Here is a 26,465-nt window from a genome sequence, read left to right as displayed (position 1 = left end):
CGGATCACCGGGTAGCCGTGGGCATGGCGATTTCTTCACGACTCGACACCGCCCGCGTGCTGGCGACGGTGCTGCTGCCCACCCTCGCCAAAGGCGTCATCGTCCGCCGGCCGGGCGTGATGGCTCTCGCCGAGAAGACCCGGTCCGACTCGGCCGCGATCGACACCCTGCGGCACCTGCGCGACCGCTACGGGCCGGAACCGGTGCGGCTGCGGATCACCGGCCGCAGCGTGGCCGTGCTGGTCGACCCCGCCGACGTCGGCCGGCTGCTCGCGGAGTCGCCGGCACCGTTCTCGTTGGCCACCAGGGAGAAGAAGTCGGCGCTCGAGCACTTCCAGCCGCACGGGGTGCTCATCTCCGAGGGCGAGGAGCGGCGTCGGCTGCGCGAGCTCAACGAAGGCGCGCTGCGCCCGGAGAACGTGCCGGTGGAGGCGGTCGTGCGGGACGAGGCCGACCTGCTCATCCGGCACGTGATGAGCACCGGGGAACTCACCTGGGACGGCTTCGCCCAGACCTGGTGGCGGATCGTGCGCAGGATCGTGCTCGGCGACGGCGCCCGCGGCGACGACCAGCTCGTCGACGACCTCAAAGCACTGCGCCAGAACGCCAACTGGGCGTTCCTGCACCCGAAGCGGCGCGGCCTGCGGGATCGCTTCCAGCACCGGCTGGACGAGCACCTGCGGCGGCGTGAGGACGGCAGCCTGGCCGCCCAGCCGGGCGACCTCTCCGGCCAGGTGCCGCACTGGCTGTTCGCGTTCGACTCCGCCGGGATCGTGACGATGCGAGCGCTGGCCATCGGCGCCCGCGGCACGCGCGGCGTGCTCGAGTCCGCGCGGCTCTGGCCGACGACCCCGGTGATCCTGCGGGAGAGCACGGAACCGACGCGCTGGCACGGCACGTGGCTGCCGAAGAACACCGAGTTCATCGTGTTCTCGCCGTTCTTCCACCGCGACCCCGAGCGGCTGCCGTACGCCGACCGGTACGCCCCGGAGATCTGGGACCGGCCACTCGACCCGGCGATCGTGCCGTTCAGCGGCGGTCCCGGCGTGTGCCCCGGCCGCGACTTGGTGCTCGCCACCGGCGGCGCCATGCTCGACGCGCTGGGCGAGCACCTGTCGTTCCGGGTCGTCGACGCCCCGCTGCCGAGGACGCTGAACCACTTCTCGCTCCGCTTGCAGGCGACGCGCACGGGTACCCGCGTCTCATGAACGCACCTCTCCACGCCCTCGTGACCGGAGCGGACTCCGGCATCGGCAAGGCCATCGCCGTCGCACTGGCGGGCGGTGGCCTCGACGTGGGCATCACCTACCACCGGGACGCCGACGGAGCCGCGGACACGGCCGAGCAGGTGCGGGCAGCCGGAGCGCGGTGCGCCGTGCGGCAGCTCGACCTCACCGGCCTGCCCGCCGCGGCCGCCGTCGTGGACGAGCTGGCCGAGGAGCTGGGCGGGGTCGACGTCCTGGTCAACTGCGCCGGCACCGGCAGCAGCGAGAAGGTCGTGGACATGTCGTTCGACACCTGGCGCGAGGTGCTCTCGGTCGACCTGGACGGCGCTTTCCTGTGCAGCCAGCGCGCGGCCAAGCGCATGATCGCCGCCGGGCGCGGCGGCCGGATCATCAACATCACCTCGGTCCACGAGCACCTGCCACGGGTGGGCGCCGCGCCCTACTGCGCCGCGAAGGCCGGTCTCGGCGCCCTGACCGAGGTGCTCGCGCTCGAGCTGTCCGAACACGGCATCACCGTCAACTCCGTGGCGCCCGGCGAGATCTCCACGCCGATGACCGGTCAGGAGGACGTCGACCCGCGCACCCAGCCCCGTCCCGGCGTGCCGCTCGGGCGGCCGGGCAGCGCGCACGAGGTCGCGGCCGTCGTCGCGTTCCTCGCCTCCCCCGCCTCGTCCTACGTGACCGGGGCGTCGTTCGTCGTGGACGGCGGGATGTCCCTGATGGGCCCGCAGGCGAGCCAGCTCCTCGCCGACGAGGGGTGGAGGCAGCCCTGACGCGTGCCGTGTGCTGAACCGCACCCCGGGGAAGCCGCCCGGTTGCTCCGAGACCGGCGGGATCACGAGTGGCCGCGCATCCACGGGGAGCAGCTCGAGACCGCGGCCCCGGCCCGCGCCGAGCGCCCGATCCCGGCCTGAGCCAGCGCGGTGGCGGTGCCGAACGCGGCGGCCGTCACCGCGTGCTTGGACGGGAACGACGAGGAGGCCGGGTGTTCCGGCAACGCCCGGCGCGGGCATGTCCGCCACCGGCGGTCTTCGCCGGTGCACGACCAGGCTGACCAGGTGGCCGACCGGCATGGGGAGGGCGGCGGCGGTGAGCGCCCGTCGCGCGGCCCTCTTCCTCCCGCACAGCGCGAGAACGCCCGGGATCGGTAGCCACAGTAGGCCTCCACGCGCGGTCACGCCGGCCGCGATGCCGGAACCCCGGTGCACCAGGACGGCGCCGCCCCGCGTTCCCGTGCGGAACGCGGGGCGGCGCGGTGCGTCGCGTGCTCAGGGCCAGGACGGCTCCTCGCCGTGGGCGATGACGAGCTCCCTGATCTCGCAGTCCTTCGGCTGGCTCAGCGCGAACAGGATCGCCGCGGCCACCCGGTCCGGCGGGTTCAGCTTGTCGAAGTCCTTGGGCCGGTACTGCTCGGTCCGGTCGTCGAAGAAGTTCGTGCGCATCCCACCGGGCACGACCAGCGTGACACCGATCTGCCCCGCGGTCTCGGCCGCCAGCGCGCGGGTGAAGCCGACGACGCCGAACTTCGAGGCGCAGTAGGCGGTCGCGTCGCTCACGGCGCGCAGGCCGAGCGTCGACGCGACCGTCACGACACGCCCGTTCTCGAGGTGCGGCAACGCGGCCCGGATGACCGACGCCGTGCCGAACAGGTTCACCTTGACGACCTGTTCCCACTCCTCGGCCGGTACCTCCGCGAGCGTTCCGCACCGGTCCATGCCGGCGGCGGTGACCACGGCGCTGAAACCGCCGTGCCGTTTCGCCAGCTCGTGGACGGCGGCTTCGGCGGCACGGCCGTCCGCGAGGTCGACCAGTTCGAAGTCACCCCGCGACGGCGCCGACTTGTCCAGGACCAGCGGCGTCCCGCCGGCCTGCTCCACCGCGTCCGCCACGGCCGCTCCGAGTCCGGCGGCACCTCCGGTCACCAGCACGTTGCCCAGCATCAACCCCTCCTCGCGAGGATCTCGGTCGTCGAGCGCCCGCGGTGGTAGGGGACCACGACGGTCCGCCCACCCCAGCGCCGCACGACGGCGTTCTCCGGCAGCAGTTCGGCGGTGTAGTCCCCGCCCTTCACCCACACGTCCGGCCGCAACCGGCCCAGGACGTTCTCCGGGGTGTCCTCCCCGAACACGATCACGTCGTCCACGGACTCGAGCGCCCGCAGCACCTCGATGCGCTCCTCCTGGCGGTTGACCGGCCGTCCCTCGCCCTTCAGGCGCCGCACCGACTGGTCGGAGTTGAGGCACACCACCAGGCAGTCCCCCAGCGCCCGCGCGGCGGCCAGCATCCGCACGTGCCCGGTGTGCAGGACGTCGAAGCACCCTCCGGTGGCCACGACCACCCCGCCACGCCGGCGCACCTCGTCCACAGTGGACGGCAGCGGGGCGCGCATGCCGGAGACACCGCCGCGGGCGAGGAACTCCGCCGCCGCCGCGACGGCGTCGGCCACCGCGTCGTCCGGCGCCGCGCCACCGGCCAGCCGCACCGCCGCCGTCACGGCGAACCGGTCCCCCGCACCGCACGGGTCGGCGACCGCCACGGCCGGTGCGGGCACGGCGATCGGTGTCCCTCCACAGTGGAGCACCGCGCCGTCGCCGCCCATGGTGACCACGACGGCCCGCGCCTGCCAGTTCGCCAGCAACGTCCTCGCCGCCTCGTCCGGATCGGACGTGCCGCTGAACGCCGTGGCCTCGGACAGGTTCGGGGTCACGAGCCGCGCCCCCGGCACGGGGGCCGGACCGCGGGGATGCGGATCCCACACCACCGGTACGCGCGTGAGCACGGACCTCAGCCGTTCGTCGCGGAGCAGGCCGCGGCCGTAGTCGGACGCCAGCACGACGTCGGCGGACAGCACGACGTCGAGCATGTCGTCGGTGACCCGCGGCGGCGTGGAGCTGCCGCCGCGGTCCATGCGGGCCAACGACGTCCCGGCGCTGCGCAACCGGGTCTTCACCGGCACGGAGTCCACGTGGCCGAAAACGCCGGGAACGCCGACCAGCGACCGCAACCGCTCCCCGTCGGAGTCGTCGGACAACGCGCTGACGAGCGTCACGTCCACGCCGTCGCGCGCGGCCATGGTCGCCGCCAGCGCCGCTCCTCCCGCCCGCGGGTGCTCGGCCACGACGTCCAGCACAGGGGCGGGAGCGTCCGGGCAGAGCCGGTCGACGGTGCCCTCCACGTCGACGTCGAGCAGGGCGTCACCCACCACGACCAGTTTCACGACGCCCTCCGGAAGGCCGAGGGCAGCGCCGCCTCGAACGCCTCGCACAACGCGTGCACCGCCACGAGCTGCGCCTCCTGCACGTTGCACGGTTCGCCGGGCAGCGCGAGGGTGTCGTCGGCCAGCGATGCCAGCGGGTTCGGCAGCGGGCCGGTCAGCGCCCACACGGTCGCGCCGACCTTCTTGGCGGCGTGCGCCGCCTCCAGCAGGTTCTGGCTGCTGCCGCTCGTGGACAGCAGGACCACGATGTCGCCGGCACGGGCGTGGGCCACCACTTGGCGGGCGAACACCTGGTCGTAGCCGTAGTCGTTGGCGATCGCGGTGAGGCTGGAGGTCTCGGAGCACAGCGCCAGCGCGGAGAACGGCGCCCGGTCGTGCCGGTAGCGGCCGACGAGCTCGGCGGTGAGGTGCTGGGCCTCGGCTGCGGACCCGCCGTTGCCCGCCGCGAGCAGCCTGCCGCCGTTGAGCAGCAGGCGGGCGAGCAGCGTGCCCCAGTGGTGCACGCGCGAGGCTTGGGCGCGCAGCCCGTCCAGGGTCTCGGCCAGGCCGGCGAGGTGGCTTTCGACCGTCACTGCGCCACCGCCAAGCCGTTGGTCGCGAGCACCCGCCGGTAGACGGCCTCGGTGCGGGTGGCGACCTCGTCCCACGTGTAGCGGACGTCCACCCGGTCCTGCCCCGCCATGCCGAAGGCCATGGCCCGCGACGGGTTCGCGAGCAGCTTGCGCAACGCGCGCCCGAGGCTCCTCGGGTCGCGCGGCGGCACCAGCAGACCGGTGACGCCGTGCACCACGGTGTCGGTGAGCCCGCCGACCGCGGACGCGACGACGGGCACGCCACATGCCATCGCCTCCAACGGAACGATGCCGAACGGCTCGTACCACGGCACGCACGCCACGACGTCCGCCGAGCGGAGCAGCGCGGGCATGTCGGCGCGGTTCACCTGTCCGATCAGGTGCACCCGGTCCGCGACGCCACGGGCCTGCGCACAGGCGAGCAGCCGTTGGGCCTCGGGGTCGTCCTCCACCTCCGGCGGGCCTCCCGCGATCACCAACTCGGCGTCGGGCACCAGCGGCATCGCGGCGATCAGGTCGTCGAATCCCTTGCGCCGCACCAGTCTGCCGACCGAGACGATCCGCCGCTGCGCCGTTCGCGGCGCGACCGCACCCACGCCGGAGAAGAACTTCGTGTCCACGCCGCAGGGCACCACCGAGATCTTCTGCCTCCTCAGCCCGATGCGCAGCAGCTCCTGGACCTCGTCCTCACAGGTGGCGGCGATCGCGGCCGCCTCGTTGCCGACGAGCCGTTCCACCGCGATCCGGTCGGGCGGGCTCGTGTCCCGCGCTCCTTGATGGCGGCGCTTCACCGTGCCGAGCGCGTGGTAGGTGTGCACGACCGGGACGCGGTCCTGCCGCGCGGCCTGCACCGAGGCCAGACCGGACATCCAGAAGTGGCTGTGCACCACGTCCGGTGGCGCGTCGCGCCAGTCCTGCGTCAGGAAGTCCGAGAACGCGTTCATGTGCGGCAGCAGGTCGTCCTTGGGCACCTGCTCCGCGGGCCCCGCCGGCACGTGCACGACCTCGTAGCCGTCAGAGGTGCCAACGCGATCCGCGAGCCCACGGGCGTCCCGCCTCGTGTACACCGCGACTTCATGACCTCTGCGCACGAGTGCCGCCGCCAACGCGGCCACGTGCACGTTCTGCCCTCCCGCGTCGGCACCTCCCAGAGCCGCGAGCGGGCTGGCGTGTTCCGACACCATCGCGATCCTCATCCGGTCACCTCCTTCAACAGCACGTCCCAGTTGCGCAGGAACGCGTCGAGTCCGTAGTGAGCCAGCGCGAACTCGCGGGCCCGCCGTCCTTTCTCCTGTGCCAGAGCGGGGTCGGCGATCAGCTCCCGTGCCGCCCGCACCAGCTCGTCCACGTCGGCCGAGATGGCGCCGGCCTCCGGTGGCACGGCCCTGACCGCCTCCGTGCACGCCAGCGCGACGACCGGCATGCCGAGGTGCATGGCCTCCAGCAACGACAACCCCAGGGAGGTCCAGCGCGCCGGGTGCAGGTACACGCGGCGGCGGGCCAGCTCGCGGTGCAGACGGCCGAGCTCGTGGTCGCCCTGCCCGCCGATCTCCTCGGTGGCGATGCCGAAGACGTCGATCGGGTCGAACCGCGGCAACAGGTCGGAGCCGACGATCCGGCCCCGCCGGACCGGTTCGTTGATCACCGCCGCCACGCGCGGGAGCTCGCCGGTGTAGAGCGGTCCCGGATCGACGACGCCGTGCTCGATCACGACGGTCCGGGTGCTGCCGCAGTCCCACATCAGGCTGTTGAAGTGCGTGACGTGGACCAGGGTGCCGTCCCAGTCGGCGAGCGGGTGCTCCTGCGCCGGGTACTTCGGCGTGTTGTGCTCCAGGTAGATCACCGGCACCCCCGGCGGCACCTGCGAGAGCTCCTCCACCCGCTGCACCACCACGACGTCGACGTCGTCCACTTCGGACAGATCGACCTCGGTGGCCCGCCACGGCCGGCCGGCCAGGCCGATCCCGTGTGGTGGCCCGGGGATCAAGTACTCGTGCTCTCCTTGCACGAACGCATGCGTCCACGAACCGTGGACGTGCCACAGCAAAATCCTCACGCTGTCACCTCCGCGACCGCTGCCACGACCTCCGCCGGGTCGACCTGGTCGAGGCACGGGTGGCCGGGCACAGGACATTCACGGGCTCTGGTGTCACGGCAGGGCGCGTTCTGGTCGCCGAGGAGCACGTGCTCACCGTGCGGCGCCCAGCGCTTCGCGGGAACGACCGGGGCGAAGAGCGACACGACCGGCGTGCCGACGGCGGCCGCGAGGTGGGCGGGCCCGGTGTTGCCGACGACGACCGCGCCGGCACCGGCCAGGACCCCGGCCAGCTCGCGGAAGGTGGTGCGCCCGCCCAGGTCGGTTCCGCAGGCGCCGGCGACGTGCCCGGTCAGCTCGGTCTCCCCCGGTCCCCCGGTCACGACGACGCGGTGCCCGGCGGCGGTCAGCGCGACCACCGCCTTCGCCCACCGGTCGGGCGACCAGGTGCGGGCCGGCACCGTCGCTCCGGGGTGCACCACCACGTACGGACCGCTCAGGCCGCTGGGCGGCGGCTCGACGACCGCCAGCCGGCCGTCGTCGCCCTCCGGCAGCTCGAACCCGGCCGCGCGCGCGACCTCCAGCGCCCGCTGCGCCTCGGGGACGTCCGGGTCGTCGCGCAGCCGCACGTCCAGCAGCGACCCCGGGTAGTCGGTCGAGCGGGCGACGATCTTCGGCACGCCCGCCAGCCGCAGCATCAGGGCCAGCGGCAGCGGGCTCTGGTGGAACGACGTCAGGATCAATGCCACGTCGGCGCGAATCCCGTGCACCAGTGCCGTGACCGCTTCGATGTCGACCGGCCGGACGTCCGGGGCGGGGTGCACGATCCACGGGCACTCCCACTCGACGATCCGCGTGACGCCGGGCAGCAGCTCCGCCGCCTGGACGCCGCTGGGACCGCACAGCAGCACCACCTCACCGGCCGCCGCGGCCGCGCGCACCGCCGGTCCGGCCAGCAGCACGTCGCCGTCGCTGTCCAGCCGCGCCACGAGCGTCCTCACCGGACCAGCTCCAGCACGGCGTGCAGGCCGGACGCGGTGCGCGGCGCCCGCCGCACCTCCTCGGGCCTGGTCACCGCCGTGGGCACGAGCAGCGGAACCGCCCCGGCGGCCTGCGCGGCCTCGACGTCGGCCCCGATGTCGCCTACGAAGACGGTGCGGTGGGGGCTGACCTCCAGCGCCGCGCAGGCCGCCAGCACCATGCCGGGAGCGGGCTTGCGGCACGCGCAGGCGTCGTCGGGGTGGTGGGGGCAGATCTGCCAGGTCCCGAAGGGGCCCAGCAACTCCTCCACCCGCGCGTTCACCGCCGTGACCTGCGCCTCGGTCAGCAGTCCGCGGCCGATGCCCGACTGGTTGGTCACCACCCCGGTGCGAAGGCCCTGTGCGCGCAGGTCGCGGAGCACTTCGAGAGCTCCGGGCATGGGGGTGACGCGAGCGGGATCGCCGTTGTACGGCACGTCCTCGATGAGAGTGCCATCGCGGTCGAACAGCACGGCGTCGAAGGACTGGTCCATATAGGAGATTTAGCCTAGAAAAGCGGCTTGAAACGCTACTCGGCGAAGCGTTTCACAGCACCGGGCTGGCTGGCACCTCACCACCCTCCCCGATTCCCCGCACGAGTGCCTGAAGCGCCTCCTCCGCGTCGTACCTGGGCTCCCAGCCCAGTTCCGCCCGTGCGCGGGTCGCGTCCAGCAGCGGCGATTTCAGGGCCAGGTCCACCCAACCGGGCGGCGTGGGTTGCAGCCGGAGGTGCCAACTCAGGTTCGCCAGCTCCCGCAACAGCTTCGCCGGTAGGGCGACATGGCGGCCTCCCAGCACCTCCGCAAGTGCACGGGGAGTGACGACGGGTTCCGCCACCAGGTTGAAGGCACCACCCGTTCGTTGCCTCAGGATGCGCACCAACGCGTCGGCGACGTCGTCGGCGTGGACGAACTGCAGAACGATGTCGCGCGGCAGCGGCAGAACGGGGATCTTGTGCCGGAACAGGGCTTTCGGCACGAGCCTGCCGAGGAAGTAGTCGCGGATCTCGGACCCGGCGTCGGACTGCAGGATCAGGCCGGGACGCGGTCGCGAGATGAGCAGGCGCGACTCGAACTGGGTGAGCAGGTGCTCCACCGCGGCCTTGTGCCTGCTGTAGAAGGACGACGACACGCCCCTCACCGGCCACGACTCGTCCACGCGGCGGTCCTTGGAGCCTGGCGAGTAGGCACCGACGGAGGACATGTGCACCAGGTGCGGCACGCCCGCGTCCGCCGCCGCGCCGAAGACGCGCGCGGATCCGGCCACGTTCGTGCGGTACAGCAGCCGCTCGTCGCGCGCGGGCTGGATGAGCCAGGCGAGGTGCACCACGGCGTCCGCGTTCTCGAACGCGACGCCCAGCGGCTCCTCCGCGCCCGGCCGGCCGATGTCGATCGGCGTCCACTTCACGCCGCGGTACGGCGGCGCGTCCGCCGGAGGTCGGCGGGAGATCCCGTGCACCTCGACGTCCTGCTCGGCGGCGAGCCTGCGCAGGAGGGCGGTGCCGACGTTGCCGGTCGCGCCGGTGACGACCACCTTCACGATCGAGCCCTCGCGGTCGCGCGGTCGTTCGCCTTGCCGATGGCCTCGACGAGCTCGTCCTTGCTCATTCGCGAGCGGCCCTCGATCCCGAGCCTCTTGGCCATGTCGTAGAGGTGCTGCTTGCTCGCGTTCGCGTCGACACCGCCCGCGGTACCGCCCCGCGCCGGGGTGCCGCGTTCCGCCTGCTCGTCCGACGGCCCCTTCTCCCGCTTGGGCTCCCAGTGGTCGCCGACCTTCTCGAAGCCGTGCTTGAGCGCGGAGAACGCGGTGCGGTGCGCGCGTTCGCCTTCGCCGTAGGTCTCGACGGCCGAGTCGTGCGCCTTGATCCACGTCCGCTGCGCCTTCTTCGGTGACCTCGCCACCGTGCTGGGCAGTTCCTCGCGTCCGGGCATGGGTCTCCCTCCAGGGTTTCGACCTGCGTCGACGGGTACCCGCGAGGCATGACGACCATGCACGCCATCGACGTCCACAGCCCGCGCGACTCGCAGCTCGTCGGCTGGCTCCCCGCCGCCACCGCGTCCGAGGTCGCGGCCGCGATGTCCACCGCCCGCTCCGCCCAGCCGGCGTGGGCCGCCACCCCCGCCGCGGAGCGGGGAGCGGCGGTCAGGGCGGCGGCCGCCGCGGTGCGCGAACGGGCGAGCGACCTGGCGACCGTGGTGGAGACCGAGACAGGACGGCCGTTCGCGTCGGCGCGCGAGGGCGTGCTCGCGGGCGCCTCGACGCTGGAGCAGTACGCCGAGCTCGGTCCGGTCCACCGTGGACGGTCGCTGCTCGGCTCGGCGGTGGACTTCATGGTCCCGGAGCCGCGCGGTGTCGTGGTGGCGCTGACGCCGTGGAACGACCCGATCGCCGTGGCGTGCGGGCTGCTCGGCGCGGCCCTGGTCACCGGCAACGTGGTGGTGCACAAGCCGAGCGAGCGCTGCCCGCACACCGGGCTGCTGCTGGCCACCGTGCTGCGGTCCTGCTTCCCCGACGGCGTGCTGCAGACGCTGGTCGGTGACGGTGAGATCGGCGCCGCGCTGGTCAGCTCCGCCGAGGCCGACCTCGTCGCCCACGTCGGCAGCACCGCGACGGGCCGGGCCATCGCCGGCTCGTCCACCGCGAAGCTGTTGCTGGAGAACGGGGGCAACGACCCGCTGCTCGTCGACGACGACGTGGACCCGGTGTGGGCGGCGCAGCAGGCGGCGCTGGGGGCGTTCACGAACGCGGGCCAGCTGTGCACCTCGGTCGAGCGGATCTACCTGCACAAGGCGATCGCCACGCCGTTCATCGAGGCGCTGTGCGAGCAGGCCCGCACGTGGAACGCCGATCCGCAGCCGCTGGTCGACACCCGGCACCGCGAGTTCGTGCACGCCCAGGTGGCCGACGCCGTGGGAGCGGGCGCGTCCGCGCTGGTCGGCGGTTCGATCCCGGACGGCCCCGGCGCCTACTACCCCGCGACCGTGCTGGCGGACTGCTCAGGGGCGATGAAGGTGATGTGCGAGGAGACGTTCGGCCCGGTCGCGCCCGTGCAGCTCGTGTCGTCGTTCGACGAAGGCCTCGCCGAGGCCTGTTCCGGCGACTACGGCCTGGCCGCCACCGTGCTGACGGGCTCGATGGAGCACGCCCAGCGCGCGTGGCGGGCGCTGCCGGTCGGCACGGTGAAGGTCAACGCCGTGTTCGGGGGCGCGCCGGGCGGTGCCGCGCAGCCGCGGGGCGCCTCCGGCACCGGGTACGGGTACGGCCCCGAGCTGCTCGACGAGATGACCACCACGAAGGTGGTCCACCTCGGCGTTCCTAACGTCCGGTCGTGATCAGGCGGAACCCCGCCTCGGTCACCTTGTCCCGCGGCAGGACGTTGCGGGTGTCGAAGATCAGCGGCGTGCCGGCGTGCCTCGCCAGCTCCGGCCAGTCCAGCTCGGCGAACTCCGGCCACTCGGTCAGCACGACGAGCACGTCCACGCCGTCCGCCGCCTCGGCCGCCGTCTCCACCACGGCGATTCCGGGGCGGTCCTCCCGCACGCACGGGTCGAAGGCCTTCAGCTCGGCGCCCTCCCGGGCGAGGACCTCCGCGACGGCGAGCGCGGGCGAGTCCCGCAGGTCGTTGGTGCCCGCCTTGAAGGTGAGCCCCAGCAGGCCGATGCGGGCGCCGTCGAGCGACCCGATCTCGGCGCGGATCCGGTCGGCGACACGCCGCGGCTGGTGCCGGTTGGTGGTGATCGCCCCGTCGAGGGTCGGGAACTCCACCCCGGCGGCCTTCGCGGTGGCCAGCAGGGCGAGGGTGTCCTTGGGCAGGCACGAGCCGCCCCACCCCGGTCCCGGTGCGAGGCACGACGCCCCGATCCGGTCGTCGAGCCGCATCCCCTCGGTGACGCCGTCGATGTCGGCGCCGAGGTTCTCGCACAGCTCCGCCACCGTGTTGACGTAGGAGAGCTTGAGCGCCAGGAAGCAGTTGCTGGCGTACTTCACCAGTTCGGCGCTCGTGTTGTCGGTGATCACCGTCGGCGCGCCGGTCGGCGCGTAGAGCTCCGCCACCGCGTGCGCCTGCCGTTCGTCGCGGGCACCGACCACGACCCGTTGCGGCCGCAGGAAGTCCTCGACGGCGTGGCCCTCGCGCAGGAACTCCGGGTTCGACACCACGCCGGGGTAGCGGGCGGCGGTTCCCACGGGCACCGTAGACTTGAGCACCACCACGCCCTGCGGCGACCGGCCCAGCACCTCCTCGACGGCGGACAGGTCCGCCTCGCCGTCGGCCCCGGTGGGCGTCGGCACGCAGACGAAGGTGAAGTCCACATCGGACAGCTCGCTGCCCGGCACGAACACGAGCCCGCCACCGGCCAGGCCCTGCGCGACCAGCTCCCGCAGGCCCGGCTCGTGCAGGGTCACCTCACCCGCGGTCAACGCCTCGATCTTCGCCTCGTCCACGTCAGCGCACACCACGTGGTGCCCGAGGTGGGCGAAGCACGCCGCCGTCGTCAGGCCGACGTAACCCGCGCCGATGACACCGATCCGCACAGAACACCTCCCACCGCGTCGAGGACCTCTCCGACCGTGATGCGGAGCAGTCCGATGTCCGGTTCGTCAGCGAACGTGTCGCCGGTCCGGCCGTGCCAGATGACCCGGTGCGGGCCCGTGCGCGGACCCCAGAGCCGCGGGGACATGGGGCCGAACAGCAGCACCGAGGGGGTGCCGTAGGCGGTGGCCACGTGCGCCACACCGGTGTCGCCGCAGATCACGAGCCGGGCGGTGGCGACGAGGTCCAGCAGCTCGGCGAGCGAGCCGGCCACGGGCTCCGGCGTGATCCGACGGGCCAGGTCGAGCTCGCCCGGTCCCGCCGTGACCACGACGTCGAGCTCTTCCCCGCCGTCGCGCCGCAACGCCTCGGCCACGGCCGCGTACCTCTCCGCCGGCCACCTGCGCGCACCGGTGCTCGCGCCGGGGTGGATCACGATCCGGTTGGTCCGGCCGCCGGCCTCCGGCAGCAGGAGGTCGTCCGGATCGCACCGGATCCCGTCGCGTTCCAGCAGGTCGCACCACCGCAGGACCTCGTGCCGGTCGGCAGGCCACTCCTCCGGCGCATAGCTGATCATCCGCCGCGGCCGCGTCGCCTCCAGCAGCTCGGTGCTCCGCGGTCCTCTGCCGTGCAGGTTGACCGCGAGATCCGGTTCCTCGAACGCGATCGGCTCCAGCTCACCGGTCGGCAGCAGCCGGTCCACCGCGTCGATCCGCGCCACGGCGTCGGCGAGCCACGCCGGCGCGGCCAGCGTGATCTCCGCACCGGGGAACGCCCCGCGCAGCCCGCGCAACGTGGGCACGGCCGTCAGCAGGTCGCCCAGCCCGAGCGCCCGCAGCACCAGCACCCTCACGACCGCACCCGCCGGTACCGCACCTCGCCCAGCACGCGGTGCAGGCAGGCGGCGGGAGGGATCAGCGCGCTGGTCACCACCATCCGCACGATCTCCTCCCACGTCTTCGGGCCCGGCGCGATCCGCACCACCGCGAACCACGCGGTGCGCCCCACCCAGACGGCGGCGAGGGCGCCACCGAGCCGCCGCCGACCGGCCAGGCCGCAGAGGACGGACAGGACGCCGGCGGCGGTGGTCGCCACGTGCGAGCGGAACCACCCGCGCTGCCCGCCGATGCGGGCGCGCCACCGCGGCCCCACCAGTCGGCGCATCAACGCGTCGTCGGCGTTGCCGCGCTGTTGCTGCACGCTCGTCAGGAAGGTCGCGGGCTTCACCGGGTGCGTGGTGACCCGGTCGCCCTGCACGATCCGGTATCCGAGGTCCTGCACGCGCAACGCCAGTTCGGCGTCCTCCCGGTAGGCGCGGCGGAACCGCTCGTCGAAGCCCCCTGACCGGGCCAGCGCCTCACGCCGGTAGGCCATGTCGGCGGTGATCCAGCGGGCGGTGGCGAGACCGGCCGTGCCGCGCTCGGCGTCGGTCGGCTTGCGGTCGCCGGGCAACGGCACGACGATCCGCGCCTGGCTCGCCCCGACGTCGTCCGGCAGGTCCTCGAGGTCCGCGCACAACCGGGCCTTCCAGTCGGGGGCGAGCACGACGTCGTCGTCGAGGAACGCCACCCAGTCGCCGCGCGCCTCCCGCCAGCCGGTGTTGCGCGCCGCCGCCGGTCCCAGGCCCGTCTCGCTGTCGTCCACCACCAGGATCTCGCACGGTTCCGGGCCCTCGCCCTCGACCAGCGCCTTGAGCAGGACGTCCAGGTTGGGCCGGCCCACGGTCGGGATCACGACGGAGTACTTCATCGGCGCACCACGAACGGGCCGATCGCGAGCAGGTCGACCGGCGAGGACCCGAAGCACTCCAGCGCGTCGCGCGGGGTGTCGACCATGGGCCGGCCTGCCGTGTTGAGGCTGGTGTTGACCACGACCGGCACCCCGGTGAGCGCCTCGAACGACCGCAGCATCCGCTCCAGCAACGGGTCGTCCGCGACGGTCTGGGCGCGCGCGGTGCCGTCGACGTGCACGACCGCCGGGATGCGGTCGGTCCACTCCGGACGGACGTCGTGCACGAAGAGCATGTAGGGGCTGGGGATCGGACCGCGGGTGAACACCTCGGCGGCGCGGTCGGCGAGCACCATCGGCGCCACCGGCCGGAACTGCTCGCGCCCCTTGACGTCGTTGAGCCGGGTGAGGTTCTCGGCGTAGCAGGGGTTCGCGAGCAGCGAGCGGCGGCCCAGAGCGCGCGGACCGTACTCGCTGCGGCCCTGGAACCACGCGACGATCTTGTTCGCGGCGAGCGCCTCGGCGACTTCCGCCGCGACGTCCGCGGGCCTGGTGTACGGCACCGCGGCGACGCGCAGCACCGACTCGATCTCCTCGTCGGAGAAGCCCCGGCCGAGGTCGGCGCCCGGCATCGGGGAGACGACGTCCGTGCTCGCGTGCAGCGCCGCGCCCAGCGCCGTGCCGGCGTCCCCCGCGGCGGGCTGGACCCAGACCTCGTCGAACGGTCCCTCGGCGAAGATCCTGGTGTTGGCCACGCAGTTCAGCGCCACGCCGCCCGCCATCGTCAGCCGGGACTCGCCGGTGCGCTCGTGCAGCCACCGCACCAGCTCCAGCAGCACCTCCTCGAGCCGCACCTGCACGCTCGCCGCCAGCTCCGCGTGCTCCCCGGTCAGCTCCTCGTCCTTCGCGCGCCGCTTGGCCAGCGTGTTCCAGTCGAGCGGCCGGATCTCGAACCCGCCGTCGCGCACCACCACGTGCTCGCGCATCAGGTCCAGGTGCACCGGCTTCGCGTGCGAGGCCAGCGCCATCACCTTGTACTCGTCGCTGGAGCGCAGGAAGCCCAGGTGCTCGGTGAGGTCCTCGTACATCAGGCCGAGCGAGTGCGGCAGCCGCTGCGAGGCGAACGTGGTGAGCTCCTGGTCGACGTACCGCCCGGCGAGGTGCGAGCCGCACTCGCCGCGGCCGTCCGCCACCAGCACCGCGCAGTTCCCGCCGAACGGGGCGGCGAGGCCCGTCGACGCGGCGTGCGCGACGTGGTGCGGCACGAACCGCACGATGGCGGGGTCGAGGCCGGGCAGGGCGGTGGCGAGGAACTCCGGCGCACGCCGGGCGTAGGTCGTGCGCAGCTCCTCCCAGGGCGCGTACTCGGCGTCCACGAGGCTGGGGTCGTACGAGTACGCCACCGCGTCGAGGTCCGCGGCGGTGAGCCCGGCCTGCTCGAGGCACCAGCGCGCGGACAGCTCCGGCAACTCCCACGCGGAGAACGGCACCGGCCGTTTGCCGTGCTTGCGGCGGGAGAACCGTTCCTCCTCGGCCGCCGCGACGACAGCGCCGTCGACCACCAGTGCGGCGGCCGGGTCGTGAAAGATCGCGTTGATTCCGAGAACTCGCATGAAATGCGGCTACCCGGCGAAATGCCGGGCAAACGACCGGAGGCCCTCCTCCAGCGGAACCCGCGGCTGCCAGCCGAGGACCTCGCGCGCCAGGGTGATGTCCGGCCGCCGGCGCCGGGGGTCGTCGGTCATCGCCTCGACGTGCCGGACGCCCGACGAGCTACCGGTCACCTCGATCGTCCGCCGGGCGACGTCGAGCACGGTGACCTCCGCCGGGTTGCCGAGGTTGATCGGGCCGGGGTGGTCGCTGCGCGCCATCGCGAGCAGCCCGCGCACCAGGTCGTCCACGTAGCACAGCGACCGGGTCTGCAGGCCGTCGCCGTGGACGGTGAGCGGCTCGCCCGCCAAGGCCTGCCGCAGGAACGTGGGGATCATCCGGCCGTCGTGCGCGCGCATCCGCGGCCCGTAGGTGTTGAAGATCCGCACGATCCCGGTGTTCACCCCGTGCTCGGCGCGGAACGCCACGGTCATCGCCTCGCCGAACCGCTTCGCCTCGTCGTAGACGCTGCGCGGCCCGATCGGGTTGACGTGACCCCAGTAGGACTCCCGCTGCGGGTGCTCCTCCGGATCGCCGTACACCTCGCTGGTGGACGCGACGACGACCCTGGCTCCCTTGCGGCGGGCCAGGTCCAGCACGTGGTACGTGCCGAACCCGCCCGTCCGCAGGGTGTCCACGGGCATGCGCAGGTAGTCCGCCGGTGACGCGGGGCAGGCCAGGTGCAGGACCAGGTCGACGCGGCCGGGCAGGTCGAGCGGGCGGGCCACGTCGGCGGTGACCACGTTCACCCCGTCGGGCACGTTCTCCCGCGAGCCGGTGCGGAACGAGTCCACGCACACGACCTGCGCGCCCTCGGCCAGCAGCGCTTCGCAGACGTGCGAGCCCAGGAACCCCGCGCCGCCGGTCACCACCACCCGGTCAGCGGACATCGAGCACCGTCTTCAGCCACCCGTCCTCCCGCAGGTCGAACGACTTGTAGGCGTCGACGGCGGCCTCCGGCGTCTCGCGCTGGGTGATGAACGCGAGCGGGTCCACCGAGCCGGTCAGCACGAGGTCCAGCAGGCGGGGCACGTACCGGCGGTGGTTGCAGTTGCCCATCCGCAGGGTGAGGTTCTTGTTCATCGCCGCACCGATCGGGAAGTCGTCGAACCCCGGCGGGTAGACGCCGATGATGCCGATCGTGCCGGCCTTCGCGACGAGCTCGACCGCCCAGTCCAGCGCGAGCTGCGGCGCGTCGCCGGGCTTCCACTGCTCGCCGGTCCGCTCGCCGGGCTTCTCGGCGTCGATGCCGACCGCCTCGATCACGCGGTCGGCCCCGATCCCGCCGGTCAGCTCCCTGACCACCTCGACCGGGTCCTCCTCGTTGAAGTTCACGGTCTCGGCGTTCTGCGCGCGGGCGATGTCCAGCCGGGACGCGACGCCGTCCACGACGATCACCCGTCCGGCGCCCTGGCGCTTGGCCGAGGCGATCGCGAACTGGCCCACCACACCGGCGCCCAGCACCAGCACGGTGTCGCCGTCGCCCACCTCGGCGAGCCGCGCGCCGAACCAGGACGTCGGGAAGATGTCGGAGACCAGGATGGCCTGGTCGTCGGAGACCTCGTCCGGAACGCGGACCAGCGTCGTCATCGCGTGCGGGATCCGCGCGTACTCCGCCTGCAGCCCGTTGACCGGCCCGGTCGGCTTCGGGCCACCGAAGAAGCAGGTGCCGGCCGAGGGACCGTTCGGGTTGGCGGTGTCGCACTGGGCGAAGTACCCGGCGCGGCAGTAGGAGCACGTGCCGCAGCCGATCGTCGAGGTCACCACCACGCGGTCGCCGGGCGTGAACCCGCGCACCGCCGAACCGACCTCTTCGACCACGCCGACGGCTTCGTGCCCGAGAACGGTGCCCTCGACCATGTCCGGCATCGTGCCGCGGACCATGTGCAGGTCCGTGCCGCAGATCGCGCTGCGGGTGATCCGGATGACGGCGTCGGTCGGCTCCTGGACGTGCGGGTCCTCCACCTCGTCCAGCCGGATGTCGCCCTTCCCGTGCCACACGACAGCCTTCACGTTTCCGCTCCTCCCGTTTGCAGGCTGGTTCCCCTGCACGGCCGGCGCAAACACGTGTCCACCGGAAAGGGCGTCCGGGCAACTGCCGGCAGAACGGGCGAACCGCCTTCCCGGGAACCGATCGTGGCCGCGTCGCGAGTCCGATGTGGACCGCTGGGCGCGGCCGGTCCGCGTTCCGCGCACCTCCTCCGCACCGAGCAGGCCGGCTCACCGATGGCGAAAGCCGGCCGTACCCGCGGGCGTGTCGTCGACTCGGCAGGGTGGTCGAGGTGATCGACCGCATGACCGCGGTGACCGCCGGCATGGCGGCACCGGGGAGCCGGGCCCGAGGACCCGGTTCGACCTCGGCCAAGCCGACGACGCCGTCACCCGCGCGGCGGCACACGGCGGCCCCTTCGACCGCACCGCCCTCACGCCGAGGACCTGGAGGCCGACGGGGTGCCGGACAGCCGGCCCACGGCACGCGAACGACCCTCGGCCGCTGCGAGCGGCTCACCCCGGCCGGCGCGGCCGCGCCGGGTCACCCTTCGAGGCGTGAGACCAGCACTCCCCCGCGGGCGACGAACTCCTCCGGCAGCCACGGCCGGTCGACCTTCCGGCCGTTCCACCGCGTCTCCCGCAGGTAGGTCCCCGGAGCGCCGGGCGCGAGGATCGTGATGCCCCGGCCGGAGATGCGGGCCTTCGGGAACAGGGGGCTGGACAGGTGCAGCTCGGCGCTGCTCGGCGTGCGCGGGTACAGCCCGAGCGCGGCGAAGACGTACCAGGCCGACATCGTGCCGAGGTCGTCGTTGCCGGGCAGGCCGGACGGGCCCGTGCGGTAGACCAGCCGGGCCATCGCCCGCACGGTCTCCTGGGTCTTCCGCGGCTGGCCGAGCTCGTTGTAGATCCAGGGGGTGTGGATGCCGGGCTCGTTCGTCGGGTCGTACCGCAGCGGGTCGCCGCCCGTCGCCCACGAGCCGTCCGCGCGGTGGAAGAACGCGTCGAGCCTGCTCGCCGCGATGTCGTTGCCGCCCATGACCTCCGCGAGCCCCGGCACGTCGTGCGGCACCATCCACGTGTAGGTGGCGCTGCTGCCCTGGGCGAAACCCAGGTCCGACGCGGGGCTGAACGGCGTCACCCAGGTGCCGTCGGCCTTGCGCGCCTGCTGGTGGCCGGTCGCGGGGTTGAAGGTGTTGCGCCACCAGCCCGCGCGCTCGCGCAGCGCGTCGGCGGGACGGCCGAGCCTGCGCGCCAGGTCCGCGAGCGCCTGGTCCGCGACCGCGTCCTCCAGCGTCTCGGCCGCGCCGCCCCAGCAGTGGCACGTGTCGTGCGGGGCGTAGCCGAGGCGCAGGTACTCGGCGAGGTTCGGGCGCTGGCCCTCGCACTGGCCGGGGCAGCCCTTGTCGGACAGGCCGTCCTGGTGCGGGACGGTCGCCTGGCGCAGCAGCGAGTCGAACGCCGCCCGGACGTCGAAGTTCCCGGCTCCCATGGCGTGCATGCCCGCGATGGCCGGTGCGGACGGGTCACCGGTCATGACGTGCGTTGGGCCGTTGACGTGCACCCAGCGGTCCCAGACACCGCCGTTCTGGCGGGAGAGGTTGAGCAACGACTGGGCGTAGTCGCCCGCGACGCGGGGTTCCAGCAGGGCCAGCAGCTGCGTGTGGGCGCGGTACTGGTCCCAGCCGGAGAAGTTGCCGTACTGGACCCGCTGGCCGGGTTCGAGCCGGTGGACCCGCCGGTCGCTGCCGAGGTAGGTGCCCTCGACGTCACTGGTCACGTTCGGCTGCAGGAAGGCGTGGTAGAGCGCGGTGTAGAAGATCGTGCGCTCGTCGGCGGTGCCGCCGTCGATCTCGACGGCGCGGAGCTGCCTCGCCCACTGCTCGCGGGCTTCCGCGGCGACGTCGGCGACGGTGGCGCGCCTCGGGATCTCCGCCGCGAGGTTGCGCCTGGCCGCGTCGAGGCTGGTGTAGGAGATGCCGACGCGCATCCGCACCCGGTCGTCCGCGAAGGACACGTAGCCGCCGGAGCCCTTGCCCGCGCGCGCACTTCCGGTCAGGTAGCCCTCGCCACCGGTGACGGTGGTGGTGCCCGGCCGCAGCTCGCTGTTGACCCATGTGCCGTACGCCGCGATGGGGCGGTCGAACGACGCGGTGAAGTACAGGCGGTAGTACGTCTTCTGGTTGTTCACACCACCGTTCGCGCGCCGGCCGCAGAACGCGCCGGTGAGCACCGAACCCGTGACCGTGCCGGCTTCGGGGTCGATGGTGACCTCCGCGTCCTCGCTGCCGTTGAGCGAGTTCGAGGTGCGGAAGAGCAGCGAACCGTTGACCGGGAAGGTGAACTCGCCGATGCCCGCGCGCGTCGTCACGGACAGGTCGGCCGTGGCGCCGGAGGCGAGACCGACCCGGTAGCGGCCGGGCTCGGCGACCTCGTCGGCGTGCGAGAAGTCGCTGGCGAAGACCTCGTCCCGGGTGTCGGCGGTGGGCGACGAGGTGATCTCGCCGACGTGCGGCATGATCGGCACGTCCCCCGCGGCACCGGGGTGGCAGCCGGCGCCGTTGACGTGCGTGAGGCTGAAGCCGCGCACCCTGGTGGCGTCGTAGGCGTAGCCGTTGGCGGCACCCGTGTTCGTCTGGTCGCCGCGCGTCGACGTCGGGCTCCACGAGATCATCCCGAACGGCCGGACGGCGCCTGGGTAGGTGTTCCCACCGCCCGCCGAGCCGATCAGCGGGTCGACGTACCTCGTGTCGTCCCTCACCGCCGCGCTCGCGGGAGTCACCAGCGCGGCGGCGAGGACGGGGACCAGGAGTACCGGGAGCGCTCTCACGGTCCGGCACACTAGCCGGGATCAGTGAACGCAGGGTGGCCGGTGACCGTCGATCCGCAGTCCCCGGAACTCGAGGTCGTTCGGCGTCTTGCCGACGAAGACCAGGCCGCGGGCGTCGTCGAGCGCCTCGTCGAGGGGGTAGGCGGGCGCGCCCAGCTCCGGCAGGGTGGTCCACCGGTCGGGCCGGAAGCTGAAGAACCGCTTGACGAGCTCACCGCCGGTCGACGGGATCCGGGTGACCCACTTGGCCCCGCCGCTCCAGTCCGACGCCGGTCGGAGCTGGACGTGCAGGTCGTCGGTGGCGCGGTAGGTCAGCCAGAACCCGCGCGAGTCCGTCAGGTCCGCCTCGGCCTCGAACCGGTTGGCCAGCCACACGACCATGACGTGCCAGTCGTTCGACAGGAACTTGATCTTCGCCGTGTAGTCGTGCCGTCCGCGGGGGACGAGGATGCTGCCGGTCGCGGGTTCGGTGGCACCCTCGCCGCTGGCGAGCCACTGCTGCAACCGGTCGATGGACGGGGTGTCGCACTCACGGCCGGGCGAGGCGTTCGCGACGGCCGTGGAGCCGAACGTGAACAGCAACGCGCACGCGATCACCGCGACGCGGCCGGGCGTCGAATTCAGGCGCATCCCGTGGACCGTAGCGGAAATTGGTATGAACCATTGCCGTTCACGGTTGACGCGACCTAGATCCTGATCAACGCCTGGATCGGCAGGTGGTCGGACGGGAACTGGCCGTCCCGCTGGTAGGTGTTGATCGCCGCGGCCTCGACGGTCGCGCCGCGGGTGAGGATCCAGTCGATGCGCGGACCGTCCGGGACCAGCGGCCCGAACCCGTGGAACGTGCCGTACGCCGGCGTCGTCTGCGGGCCCGCCAGCCACGAGTCGGCGAGACCCGCGCCGTCGGTCAGGGTCTTGTAGGTGGGTGAGAGGGGCACGTCGTTGAAGTCGCCGGTGACCACGACCGGCAGCGCCAGGCCGCTGATCCGGTCGCGCACGAGTTCGGCGCTGCGCAGGCGGGCGTTCTCCGACTCGTGGTCGAAGTGGGTGTTGACGACCACGAACTGCCTGCCCGTCGCCCGGTCGGCGAACCGGACCCACGTGACCATGCGGACCACGTTGTTGCCCCACGACCGCGAGCCCATGACGTTCGGCGTGTCCGACAGCCAGTGGTGGTCGAACTCGAGCGGCTGCACCCTCAGGGTGTCGAAGAAGATCGCCATGAACTCGTCGTGGCTGCCGCCGGCTCTGCCGAGCCCGATCCAGTCGTAGTGGTCAGGCAGGTCGTGCTCGACGTCCAGCAGCTGCCCGTAGAGGCCCTCCTGGGTGCCCAGCACCGCCGGGCGCTCGGTGAGCAGGAGCTGCGCCACCGCCGGTCGTCTCGCCGCCCACGAGTTCGGCTCGGCGGCGGAGGCGTAGCGCAGGTTGAACGACATCACGTTCAAGGTCGACACCCCACTGATCATGGCACGGCCCACCCCGTCTCCGCCGATCGGACACAGCGGGACCGGTCGAGCCGGCACCCGTTCGCCGGCTCGACCGGTCCCCTGGCCCGCTCCGGCGGGCCCGCGCGCTCTACGCCGGCGCGTAACCGGCCGGACGGCTGGTGAACGTGCCGCGGCCTTGCGTCCGGCTGCGCAACCTCGTCACGTACCCGAACATCTCCGCCAACGGCACGATCGCCGTCACCACCGTCGTGCCGGCCCTGGCCACCGACCCCTCGACCCGGCCGCGGCGGGCGGCCAGGTCACCGACCACCCCGCCGAGGCACGAGTCCGGCACGACGACCTCGACCTCGGCGACCGGTTCGAGCAACGCCGTCGAGCCGGCCGCGAGCGCCGCGCGGAGCCCCAGCCGTCCCGCCGTCCGGAACGCCATCTCCGAGGAGTCCTTGACGTGCGTGGACCCGTCGGTCAGCGTCACCAGCAGCCCGGTCACCGGGTGGCCGAGCGGCCCCTCGGCCAGCGCGTCCCGGCAGCCCTGCTCGACCGCGCGGATGAACTCCGGCGGCACCCGCCCTCCGGTGACCGCCGAGCGGAACTCGAAACCGGTCTCCAGCGGTTCCGTGTCGATGACCACGTGCGCGAACTGCCCCTGACCTCCGTCCTGCTTGACGTGCCGGTGGACGAACCCCGTCACACCGCTGGTCACCGTCTCGCGGTAGGCCACCCTCGGCCGTCCCGCGGTGATCTCGACGCGCTGGCGCAACCGCGCCACCGCCACCTCCAGGTGCAGCTCGCCCAAGCCGGACAACACCGTCTGCCCGGTCTCGGGGTCCGTCCTGACCCGCAGCGACGGGTCCTCGTCGGCCAGGTGCGCGAGCGCCTCGGCGAGCCGCCCGTGGTCGGCACCGGTCCTCGGTTCGACCGCCACCGACACGACCGGGTCGGCCGACACCGGCGGTTCGAGCAGCAGCGGAGCCGCCGGGGCGCACAGCGTCGTCCCGGTCCGGGCCGACTTCAGCCCGACCAGCGCCACGATGTCGCCCGCGACCGCCCACTCGACCGGCGTGTGCCGATCGGCCTGCACCCGGAGGATCCGCCCGACGCGCTCGCTCCTGCCCGCCACCAGGATCGTGTCTCCCTTGTGGACGGTGCCAGAGTAGACCCGCGCGCAGGCCAGCCGTCCCGTGGCGGTGGCGTTGAGCTTGAACACCAGTGCCGCGAACGGCGCGGCCGGGTCGGGCGGTCGCTCCTCACCACCGGCACCGCGCACCGGAGGAACGTCCACAGGGGACGGCAGGTACGCGACCACGGCGTCCAGCAGCGGTTCGAGGCCCCGGTTCCGGTACGCCGAGCCGCACAGCACCACGGTCGCCGTTCCACGGATCGTCAGCTCCCTCAACGCGCCTTCCAGCGTCTCATCGGACAGGCCGTGCTCGAAGAACTCCTCCAGCACGTCCGGGTGCAGCTCCGCCACCGCCTCCTCGAGCAGGCGGCGCCGTCGTCGTGCCTCGGCCAGCAGCCCGTGGGGCACCGGCCCTTCCTCCAGCTCGTCCTGCCAGGTCAACGCCCGCATCCGGACGAGGTCGACCACGCCGGTGAACCCGTCCTCGGCACCCATCGGGAGCTGCACGACGAGCGGCACCGCGTCCAGCCGCGTCCTGATCGACTCGACGGCCGCGTCGAGGTCCGCGCCCGCCCGGTCGAGCTTGTTGACGAACGCGATCCGCGGCACGCCGTGCCGATCGGCCTGCCGCCACACCGCCTCGCTCTGCGGCTCGACACCGGCGACGCCGTCGAACACCGCGACAGCCCCGTCCAGCACGCGCAGGGACCGCTCGACCTCGTCGGAGAAGTCGACGTGGCCCGGCGTGTCGATGAGGTTGATCCGATGCCCGTCCCACGTGCAGCCCACGGCCGCGGCGAAGATCGTGATGCCGCGGTCGCGCTCCTGCGGGTCGAAGTCGGTGACGGTGGTGCCGTCGTGGACCTCGCCGCGCCTGTGGGTGGTGCCGGTGGCGAACAGGATTCGTTCGGTGAGCGTGGTCTTGCCCGCGTCGACGTGGGCGAGGATGCCGAGGTTGCGGATGGCGTTCAACGTGGTCGTGCGCATGGTTCAGTGCCTTTTCGGTGCGAAAGGGACCACAGGTCAGCGCGATGACCCGACGAAGCCCGGTCTCGGGTTCGTCAGGCACTCCGGTGCCCGGCGCGCAGCGGGCGACCGGGGTGCGGGGACACGAGGATCACGTCGAAACGGGACGAGGGAACGACGACGACGGCGGCGGTGCGCACGGCCGGTCTCCCCTCGTCACTCGGTGGTGTTGATCGTGAATCGTAGAGAGACCAGCGCCACGGTGAAACCGGTTTTCCCTTGGAACACCGCCACAACGCCGGCCGTTGAACCTGTCATGCGCCTTTGCTTGCTCGGCGACTCGATTGCCGCGGGCGTCGGGAGCACCCGCCGGGAGGACACCCTCGGCCCGCTGCTCGCCGCCCACCTCCGCGCGAAGGGACACGAGGTCGATCTGAGAGTGCACGCGGTCTCGGGTGCCCGTTCCGCCGACCTGCGCGCCCAGGTCGGCACCGCGGTCGCGGGCGGTGTGGACATCGCCGTGGTGGTCATCGGGGCCAACGACCTGACGAGGTTCGTCCCCGCTCAGGTCGGCGCTCAACTGCTGCACGACGCGGTCGCGGACCTGCGCCGGGCGGGCGCCGGGGTCGTCGTCGCCACGGCGCCGGACATGAGCGTCGTCACGCACGTGCCGCCCGCGTTGCGCGACGTGGTGTCGGCGGTGAGCCGGGACTACGCCCGCGTGCAGCAGCAGGCCGTCATCCGGGCGGGCGGCGTCGTCGCCCACGTCGAGCGCGTCGTCACGCCGCGGTTCGCCGCGGACCCCTCGCTCTTCGCCGCCGACCGCTTCCACCCGTCCGCCGCCGGCTACCGCGAGATCGCGGCGGCGCTCGCGCCCGCCGTCGAGGAGGCCGCCGCCGCCCGCCAGGCCTGACCGATTGCGATCAAGGCCCGCGCGTCGTACTGTCCGCACTAAGTTCAAGCATTGAACGAATGAGGTGGATCATGGTTGCGCCCACTCCGGCGGACAAGTTCTCCTTCGGTCTCTGGACCGTCGGCTGGTCGGGTCGTGACCCGTTCGGCGACGCCACGCGGCCCGAGCTGGACGTGGTCGAGGCGGTGAACCGGCTCGCCGAACTGGGCGCGTACGGTCTCACGTTCCACGACGACGACCTGTTCGGGTTCGCGGCGACGAACCGGGACCAGCAGATCAGCAGGCTGCAGGCTGCTCTGGAGGACACCGGGATGGTCATCCCGATGGTCACGACGAACCTGTTCAGCCACCCCGTCTTCAAGGACGGCGGCTTCACGAGCAACGACCGCGCGGTGCGCCGGTTCGCGCTGAAGAAGGTGCTGCGCAACATCGAGCTCGCGGCCGAGCTCGGCGCGAAGACCTTCGTGCTGTGGGGCGGGCGGGAAGGCTCCGAGTACGACGTGGCCAAGGACGTGCGGGCCGCGCTCGACCGGTACCGCGAGGCCATGAACCTGTTGACGCAGTTCGTCACGGACCGGGGCTACGACCTGCGGTTCGCGCTCGAGCCCAAGCCGAACGAGCCGCGCGGCGACATCCTGCTGCCCACGGTCGGCCACGCGCTCGCGTTCATCTCGTCGCTCGACAAGCCCGAGATGGTCGGTCTCAACCCCGAGGTCGGGCACGAGCAGATGGCCGGGCTGAACTTCGTGCACGGCATCGCGCAGGCGTTGTGGCACGACAAGCTGTTCCACATCGACCTCAACGGGCAGCGCAGCATCAAGTACGACCAGGACCTGGTCTTCGGGCACGGCGACCTGATGAACGCGTTCGCGCTGGTCGACCTGCTGGAGGCGGCCGGCTACGACGGCCCGCGGCACTTCGACTACAAGCCGTCGCGCACCGAGGACATCCAGGGCGTCTGGGACTCCGCCAAGGCCAACATGGCGACGTACCTGCTGCTCAAGGAGCGCGCCCTCGCGTTCCGCGCCGACCCCGAGGTGCAGGAGGCGCTCCGGATCGCGGGCGTCGACGAGCTCAAGAAGCCGACCCTCGGCAGCGGCGAGTCCTACGACGACCTGATCAACGACGACAGCTTCGACCCGGAGAAGGCGGCCGAGCGCGGCTTCGGCTTCGTCCGGCTCAACCAGCTCGCGCTCGAGCACCTCACCGGGGCGCGCTGAC

24 protein-coding genes are annotated in these 26,465 nt (G+C 72.8%); 5 read left to right on the top strand and 19 right to left on the bottom strand.

What is annotated here, in order from left to right; genetic code table 11:
- Positions 1 to 23: 23 nt before the first annotated feature.
- Entirely contained in the window at positions 24 to 1,208 is a 1,185-nt protein-coding gene (locus tag BMW88_RS35970; protein ID WP_089959982.1) for a cytochrome P450, read from the top strand.
- A complete protein-coding gene (locus BMW88_RS35965; protein ID WP_089959979.1) occupies positions 1,205 to 1,999 on the top strand; it encodes an SDR family oxidoreductase in 795 nt (264 codons plus the stop codon). Before BMW88_RS35970 ends, BMW88_RS35965 begins: the two co-directional genes overlap by 4 nt.
- A 495-nt stretch (positions 2,000 to 2,494) precedes the next feature.
- On the opposite strand, the gene BMW88_RS35960 is transcribed toward BMW88_RS35965, so the two are convergent.
- From BMW88_RS35960 to BMW88_RS35920, 9 genes are read right to left on the bottom strand one after another with little or no spacing between them, the layout of a single operon-like run.
- Positions 2,495 to 3,166 (bottom strand): SDR family oxidoreductase, encoded by a 672-nt coding sequence (locus BMW88_RS35960; protein WP_089959976.1) that lies wholly within the window; start codon positions 3,164 to 3,166, stop codon positions 2,495 to 2,497.
- Complete coding sequence (gene rfaE2, locus BMW88_RS35955) at positions 3,166 to 4,443, bottom strand: D-glycero-beta-D-manno-heptose 1-phosphate adenylyltransferase (RefSeq protein ID WP_089959974.1); 1,278 nt, start codon at positions 4,441 to 4,443, stop codon at positions 3,166 to 3,168. Before rfaE2 ends, BMW88_RS35960 begins: the two co-directional genes overlap by 1 nt.
- Positions 4,440 to 5,015, bottom strand: a complete 576-nt coding sequence (locus BMW88_RS35950; RefSeq protein WP_177221579.1) for a D-sedoheptulose-7-phosphate isomerase — start codon at positions 5,013 to 5,015, stop codon at positions 4,440 to 4,442. The genes rfaE2 and BMW88_RS35950 overlap by 4 nt, the downstream gene beginning before the upstream one ends.
- Entirely contained in the window at positions 5,012 to 6,211 is a 1,200-nt protein-coding gene (locus BMW88_RS35945) for a glycosyltransferase (RefSeq protein WP_089959968.1), read from the bottom strand. Before BMW88_RS35945 ends, BMW88_RS35950 begins: the two co-directional genes overlap by 4 nt.
- On the bottom strand, positions 6,208 to 7,071 hold the full coding sequence (locus BMW88_RS35940; protein ID WP_089959966.1) for a glycosyltransferase: 864 nt from the start codon (positions 7,069 to 7,071) through the stop codon (positions 6,208 to 6,210). Before BMW88_RS35940 ends, BMW88_RS35945 begins: the two co-directional genes overlap by 4 nt.
- Entirely contained in the window at positions 7,068 to 8,051 is a 984-nt protein-coding gene (locus tag BMW88_RS35935; RefSeq protein WP_089959962.1) for a glycosyltransferase family 9 protein, read from the bottom strand. The genes BMW88_RS35940 and BMW88_RS35935 overlap by 4 nt, the downstream gene beginning before the upstream one ends.
- Entirely contained in the window at positions 8,048 to 8,563 is a 516-nt protein-coding gene (locus BMW88_RS35930; protein WP_089959958.1) for a D-glycero-alpha-D-manno-heptose-1,7-bisphosphate 7-phosphatase, read from the bottom strand. The genes BMW88_RS35935 and BMW88_RS35930 overlap by 4 nt, the downstream gene beginning before the upstream one ends.
- Positions 8,564 to 8,615: 52 nt before the next feature.
- A complete protein-coding gene (locus BMW88_RS35925) occupies positions 8,616 to 9,608 on the bottom strand; it encodes an NAD-dependent epimerase/dehydratase family protein (protein ID WP_089959955.1) in 993 nt (330 codons plus the stop codon).
- Positions 9,605 to 10,000, bottom strand: a complete 396-nt coding sequence (locus tag BMW88_RS35920) for a ChaB family protein (RefSeq protein WP_089959949.1) — start codon at positions 9,998 to 10,000, stop codon at positions 9,605 to 9,607. The genes BMW88_RS35925 and BMW88_RS35920 overlap by 4 nt, the downstream gene beginning before the upstream one ends.
- 48 nt (positions 10,001 to 10,048) lie before the next feature.
- On the opposite strand from BMW88_RS35920, the gene BMW88_RS35915 reads away from it, so the two are divergent.
- Positions 10,049 to 11,401 carry an aldehyde dehydrogenase family protein gene (locus BMW88_RS35915; RefSeq protein ID WP_089959946.1) on the top strand — a complete coding sequence of 451 codons (1,353 nt, stop codon included), beginning with the start codon at positions 10,049 to 10,051 and terminating at the stop codon, positions 11,399 to 11,401.
- Here BMW88_RS35915 and BMW88_RS35910 read toward each other — a convergent pair.
- From BMW88_RS35910 to fusA, 10 genes are all read right to left on the bottom strand, one after another.
- Positions 11,385 to 12,602, bottom strand: a complete 1,218-nt coding sequence (locus BMW88_RS35910; RefSeq protein ID WP_089959943.1) for a UDP-glucose dehydrogenase family protein — start codon at positions 12,600 to 12,602, stop codon at positions 11,385 to 11,387. The two genes, BMW88_RS35915 and BMW88_RS35910, sit on opposite strands and share 17 nt — an antisense overlap.
- Positions 12,563 to 13,453: a glycosyltransferase family 9 protein gene (locus tag BMW88_RS35905; protein ID WP_218148338.1), complete on the bottom strand. Its 891-nt coding sequence runs from the start codon at positions 13,451 to 13,453 to the stop codon at positions 12,563 to 12,565. The genes BMW88_RS35910 and BMW88_RS35905 overlap by 40 nt, the downstream gene beginning before the upstream one ends.
- Positions 13,450 to 14,349, bottom strand: coding sequence for a glycosyltransferase family 2 protein (locus tag BMW88_RS35900; RefSeq protein WP_089959940.1), 900 nt, complete (start codon positions 14,347 to 14,349; stop codon positions 13,450 to 13,452). The genes BMW88_RS35905 and BMW88_RS35900 overlap by 4 nt, the downstream gene beginning before the upstream one ends.
- Positions 14,346 to 15,941, bottom strand: a complete 1,596-nt coding sequence (locus BMW88_RS35895) for a carbamoyltransferase family protein (RefSeq protein ID WP_089959937.1) — start codon at positions 15,939 to 15,941, stop codon at positions 14,346 to 14,348. The genes BMW88_RS35900 and BMW88_RS35895 overlap by 4 nt, the downstream gene beginning before the upstream one ends.
- 9 nt (positions 15,942 to 15,950) lie before the next feature.
- Entirely contained in the window at positions 15,951 to 16,868 is a 918-nt protein-coding gene (locus BMW88_RS35890) for a UDP-glucuronic acid decarboxylase family protein (RefSeq protein WP_089959934.1), read from the bottom strand.
- On the bottom strand, positions 16,858 to 17,991 hold the full coding sequence (locus tag BMW88_RS35885; RefSeq protein ID WP_089959931.1) for a zinc-dependent alcohol dehydrogenase: 1,134 nt from the start codon (positions 17,989 to 17,991) through the stop codon (positions 16,858 to 16,860). The genes BMW88_RS35890 and BMW88_RS35885 overlap by 11 nt, the downstream gene beginning before the upstream one ends.
- Before the next feature lie 520 nt (positions 17,992 to 18,511).
- Positions 18,512 to 20,797 (bottom strand): GH92 family glycosyl hydrolase, encoded by a 2,286-nt coding sequence (locus tag BMW88_RS35880; protein ID WP_218148337.1) that lies wholly within the window; start codon positions 20,795 to 20,797, stop codon positions 18,512 to 18,514.
- Positions 20,798 to 20,818: 21 nt separating this feature from the next.
- A complete protein-coding gene (locus BMW88_RS35875; RefSeq protein WP_245778289.1) occupies positions 20,819 to 21,427 on the bottom strand; it encodes a hypothetical protein in 609 nt (202 codons plus the stop codon).
- A gap of 56 nt (positions 21,428 to 21,483) precedes the next feature.
- Entirely contained in the window at positions 21,484 to 22,251 is a 768-nt protein-coding gene (locus tag BMW88_RS35870) for an endonuclease/exonuclease/phosphatase family protein (RefSeq protein WP_245778288.1), read from the bottom strand.
- A 121-nt stretch (positions 22,252 to 22,372) separates the two neighbouring features.
- Complete coding sequence (gene fusA / locus BMW88_RS35865) at positions 22,373 to 24,352, bottom strand: elongation factor G (protein WP_089959922.1); 1,980 nt, start codon at positions 24,350 to 24,352, stop codon at positions 22,373 to 22,375.
- Between the two features lie 295 nt (positions 24,353 to 24,647).
- Here fusA and BMW88_RS35860 point away from each other — a divergent pair, with 295 nt between their 5' ends.
- Both BMW88_RS35860 and xylA read left to right on the top strand, forming a co-directional pair.
- Complete coding sequence (locus BMW88_RS35860) at positions 24,648 to 25,244, top strand: SGNH/GDSL hydrolase family protein (RefSeq protein ID WP_089959919.1); 597 nt, start codon at positions 24,648 to 24,650, stop codon at positions 25,242 to 25,244.
- Between the two features lie 68 nt (positions 25,245 to 25,312).
- Positions 25,313 to 26,464 (top strand): xylose isomerase, encoded by a 1,152-nt coding sequence (gene xylA / locus BMW88_RS35855; RefSeq protein ID WP_089960125.1) that lies wholly within the window; start codon positions 25,313 to 25,315, stop codon positions 26,462 to 26,464.
- Position 26,465 lies beyond the last annotated feature (1 nt).

Source organism: Lentzea xinjiangensis, assembly GCF_900110955.1.
GTDB classification, from domain to species: Bacteria; Actinomycetota; Actinomycetes; order Mycobacteriales; family Pseudonocardiaceae; genus Lentzea; species Lentzea xinjiangensis.
This window is presented reverse-complemented; position numbering and strand designations above follow the sequence as displayed.

Excerpts from the sequence above, each read along its gene's own strand:
- BMW88_RS35920 (WP_089959949.1), bottom strand. The coding sequence starts at position 10,000 with ATGCCCGGACGCGAGGAACTGCCCAGCACGGTGGCGAGGTCACCGAAG.
- fusA (WP_089959922.1), bottom strand. The coding sequence starts at position 24,352 with ATGCGCACGACCACGTTGAACGCCATCCGCAACCTCGGCATCCTCGCC.
- BMW88_RS35930 (WP_089959958.1), bottom strand. The coding sequence starts at position 8,563 with ATGGACCAGTCCTTCGACGCCGTGCTGTTCGACCGCGATGGCACTCTC.
- BMW88_RS35965 (WP_089959979.1), top strand. The coding sequence starts at position 1,205 with ATGAACGCACCTCTCCACGCCCTCGTGACCGGAGCGGACTCCGGCATC.
- BMW88_RS35860 (WP_089959919.1), top strand. The coding sequence starts at position 24,648 with ATGCGCCTTTGCTTGCTCGGCGACTCGATTGCCGCGGGCGTCGGGAGC.
- BMW88_RS35915 (WP_089959946.1), top strand. The coding sequence starts at position 10,049 with ATGACGACCATGCACGCCATCGACGTCCACAGCCCGCGCGACTCGCAG.
- BMW88_RS35960 (WP_089959976.1), bottom strand. The coding sequence starts at position 3,166 with ATGCTGGGCAACGTGCTGGTGACCGGAGGTGCCGCCGGACTCGGAGCG.
- BMW88_RS35875 (WP_245778289.1), bottom strand. The coding sequence starts at position 21,427 with ATGCGCCTGAATTCGACGCCCGGCCGCGTCGCGGTGATCGCGTGCGCG.
- BMW88_RS35970 (WP_089959982.1), top strand. The coding sequence starts at position 24 with ATGGCGATTTCTTCACGACTCGACACCGCCCGCGTGCTGGCGACGGTG.
- BMW88_RS35900 (WP_089959940.1), bottom strand. The coding sequence starts at position 14,349 with ATGAAGTACTCCGTCGTGATCCCGACCGTGGGCCGGCCCAACCTGGAC.
- BMW88_RS35890 (WP_089959934.1), bottom strand. The coding sequence starts at position 16,868 with ATGTCCGCTGACCGGGTGGTGGTGACCGGCGGCGCGGGGTTCCTGGGC.
- BMW88_RS35945 (WP_089959968.1), bottom strand. The coding sequence starts at position 6,211 with ATGAGGATCGCGATGGTGTCGGAACACGCCAGCCCGCTCGCGGCTCTG.
- BMW88_RS35895 (WP_089959937.1), bottom strand. The coding sequence starts at position 15,941 with ATGCGAGTTCTCGGAATCAACGCGATCTTTCACGACCCGGCCGCCGCA.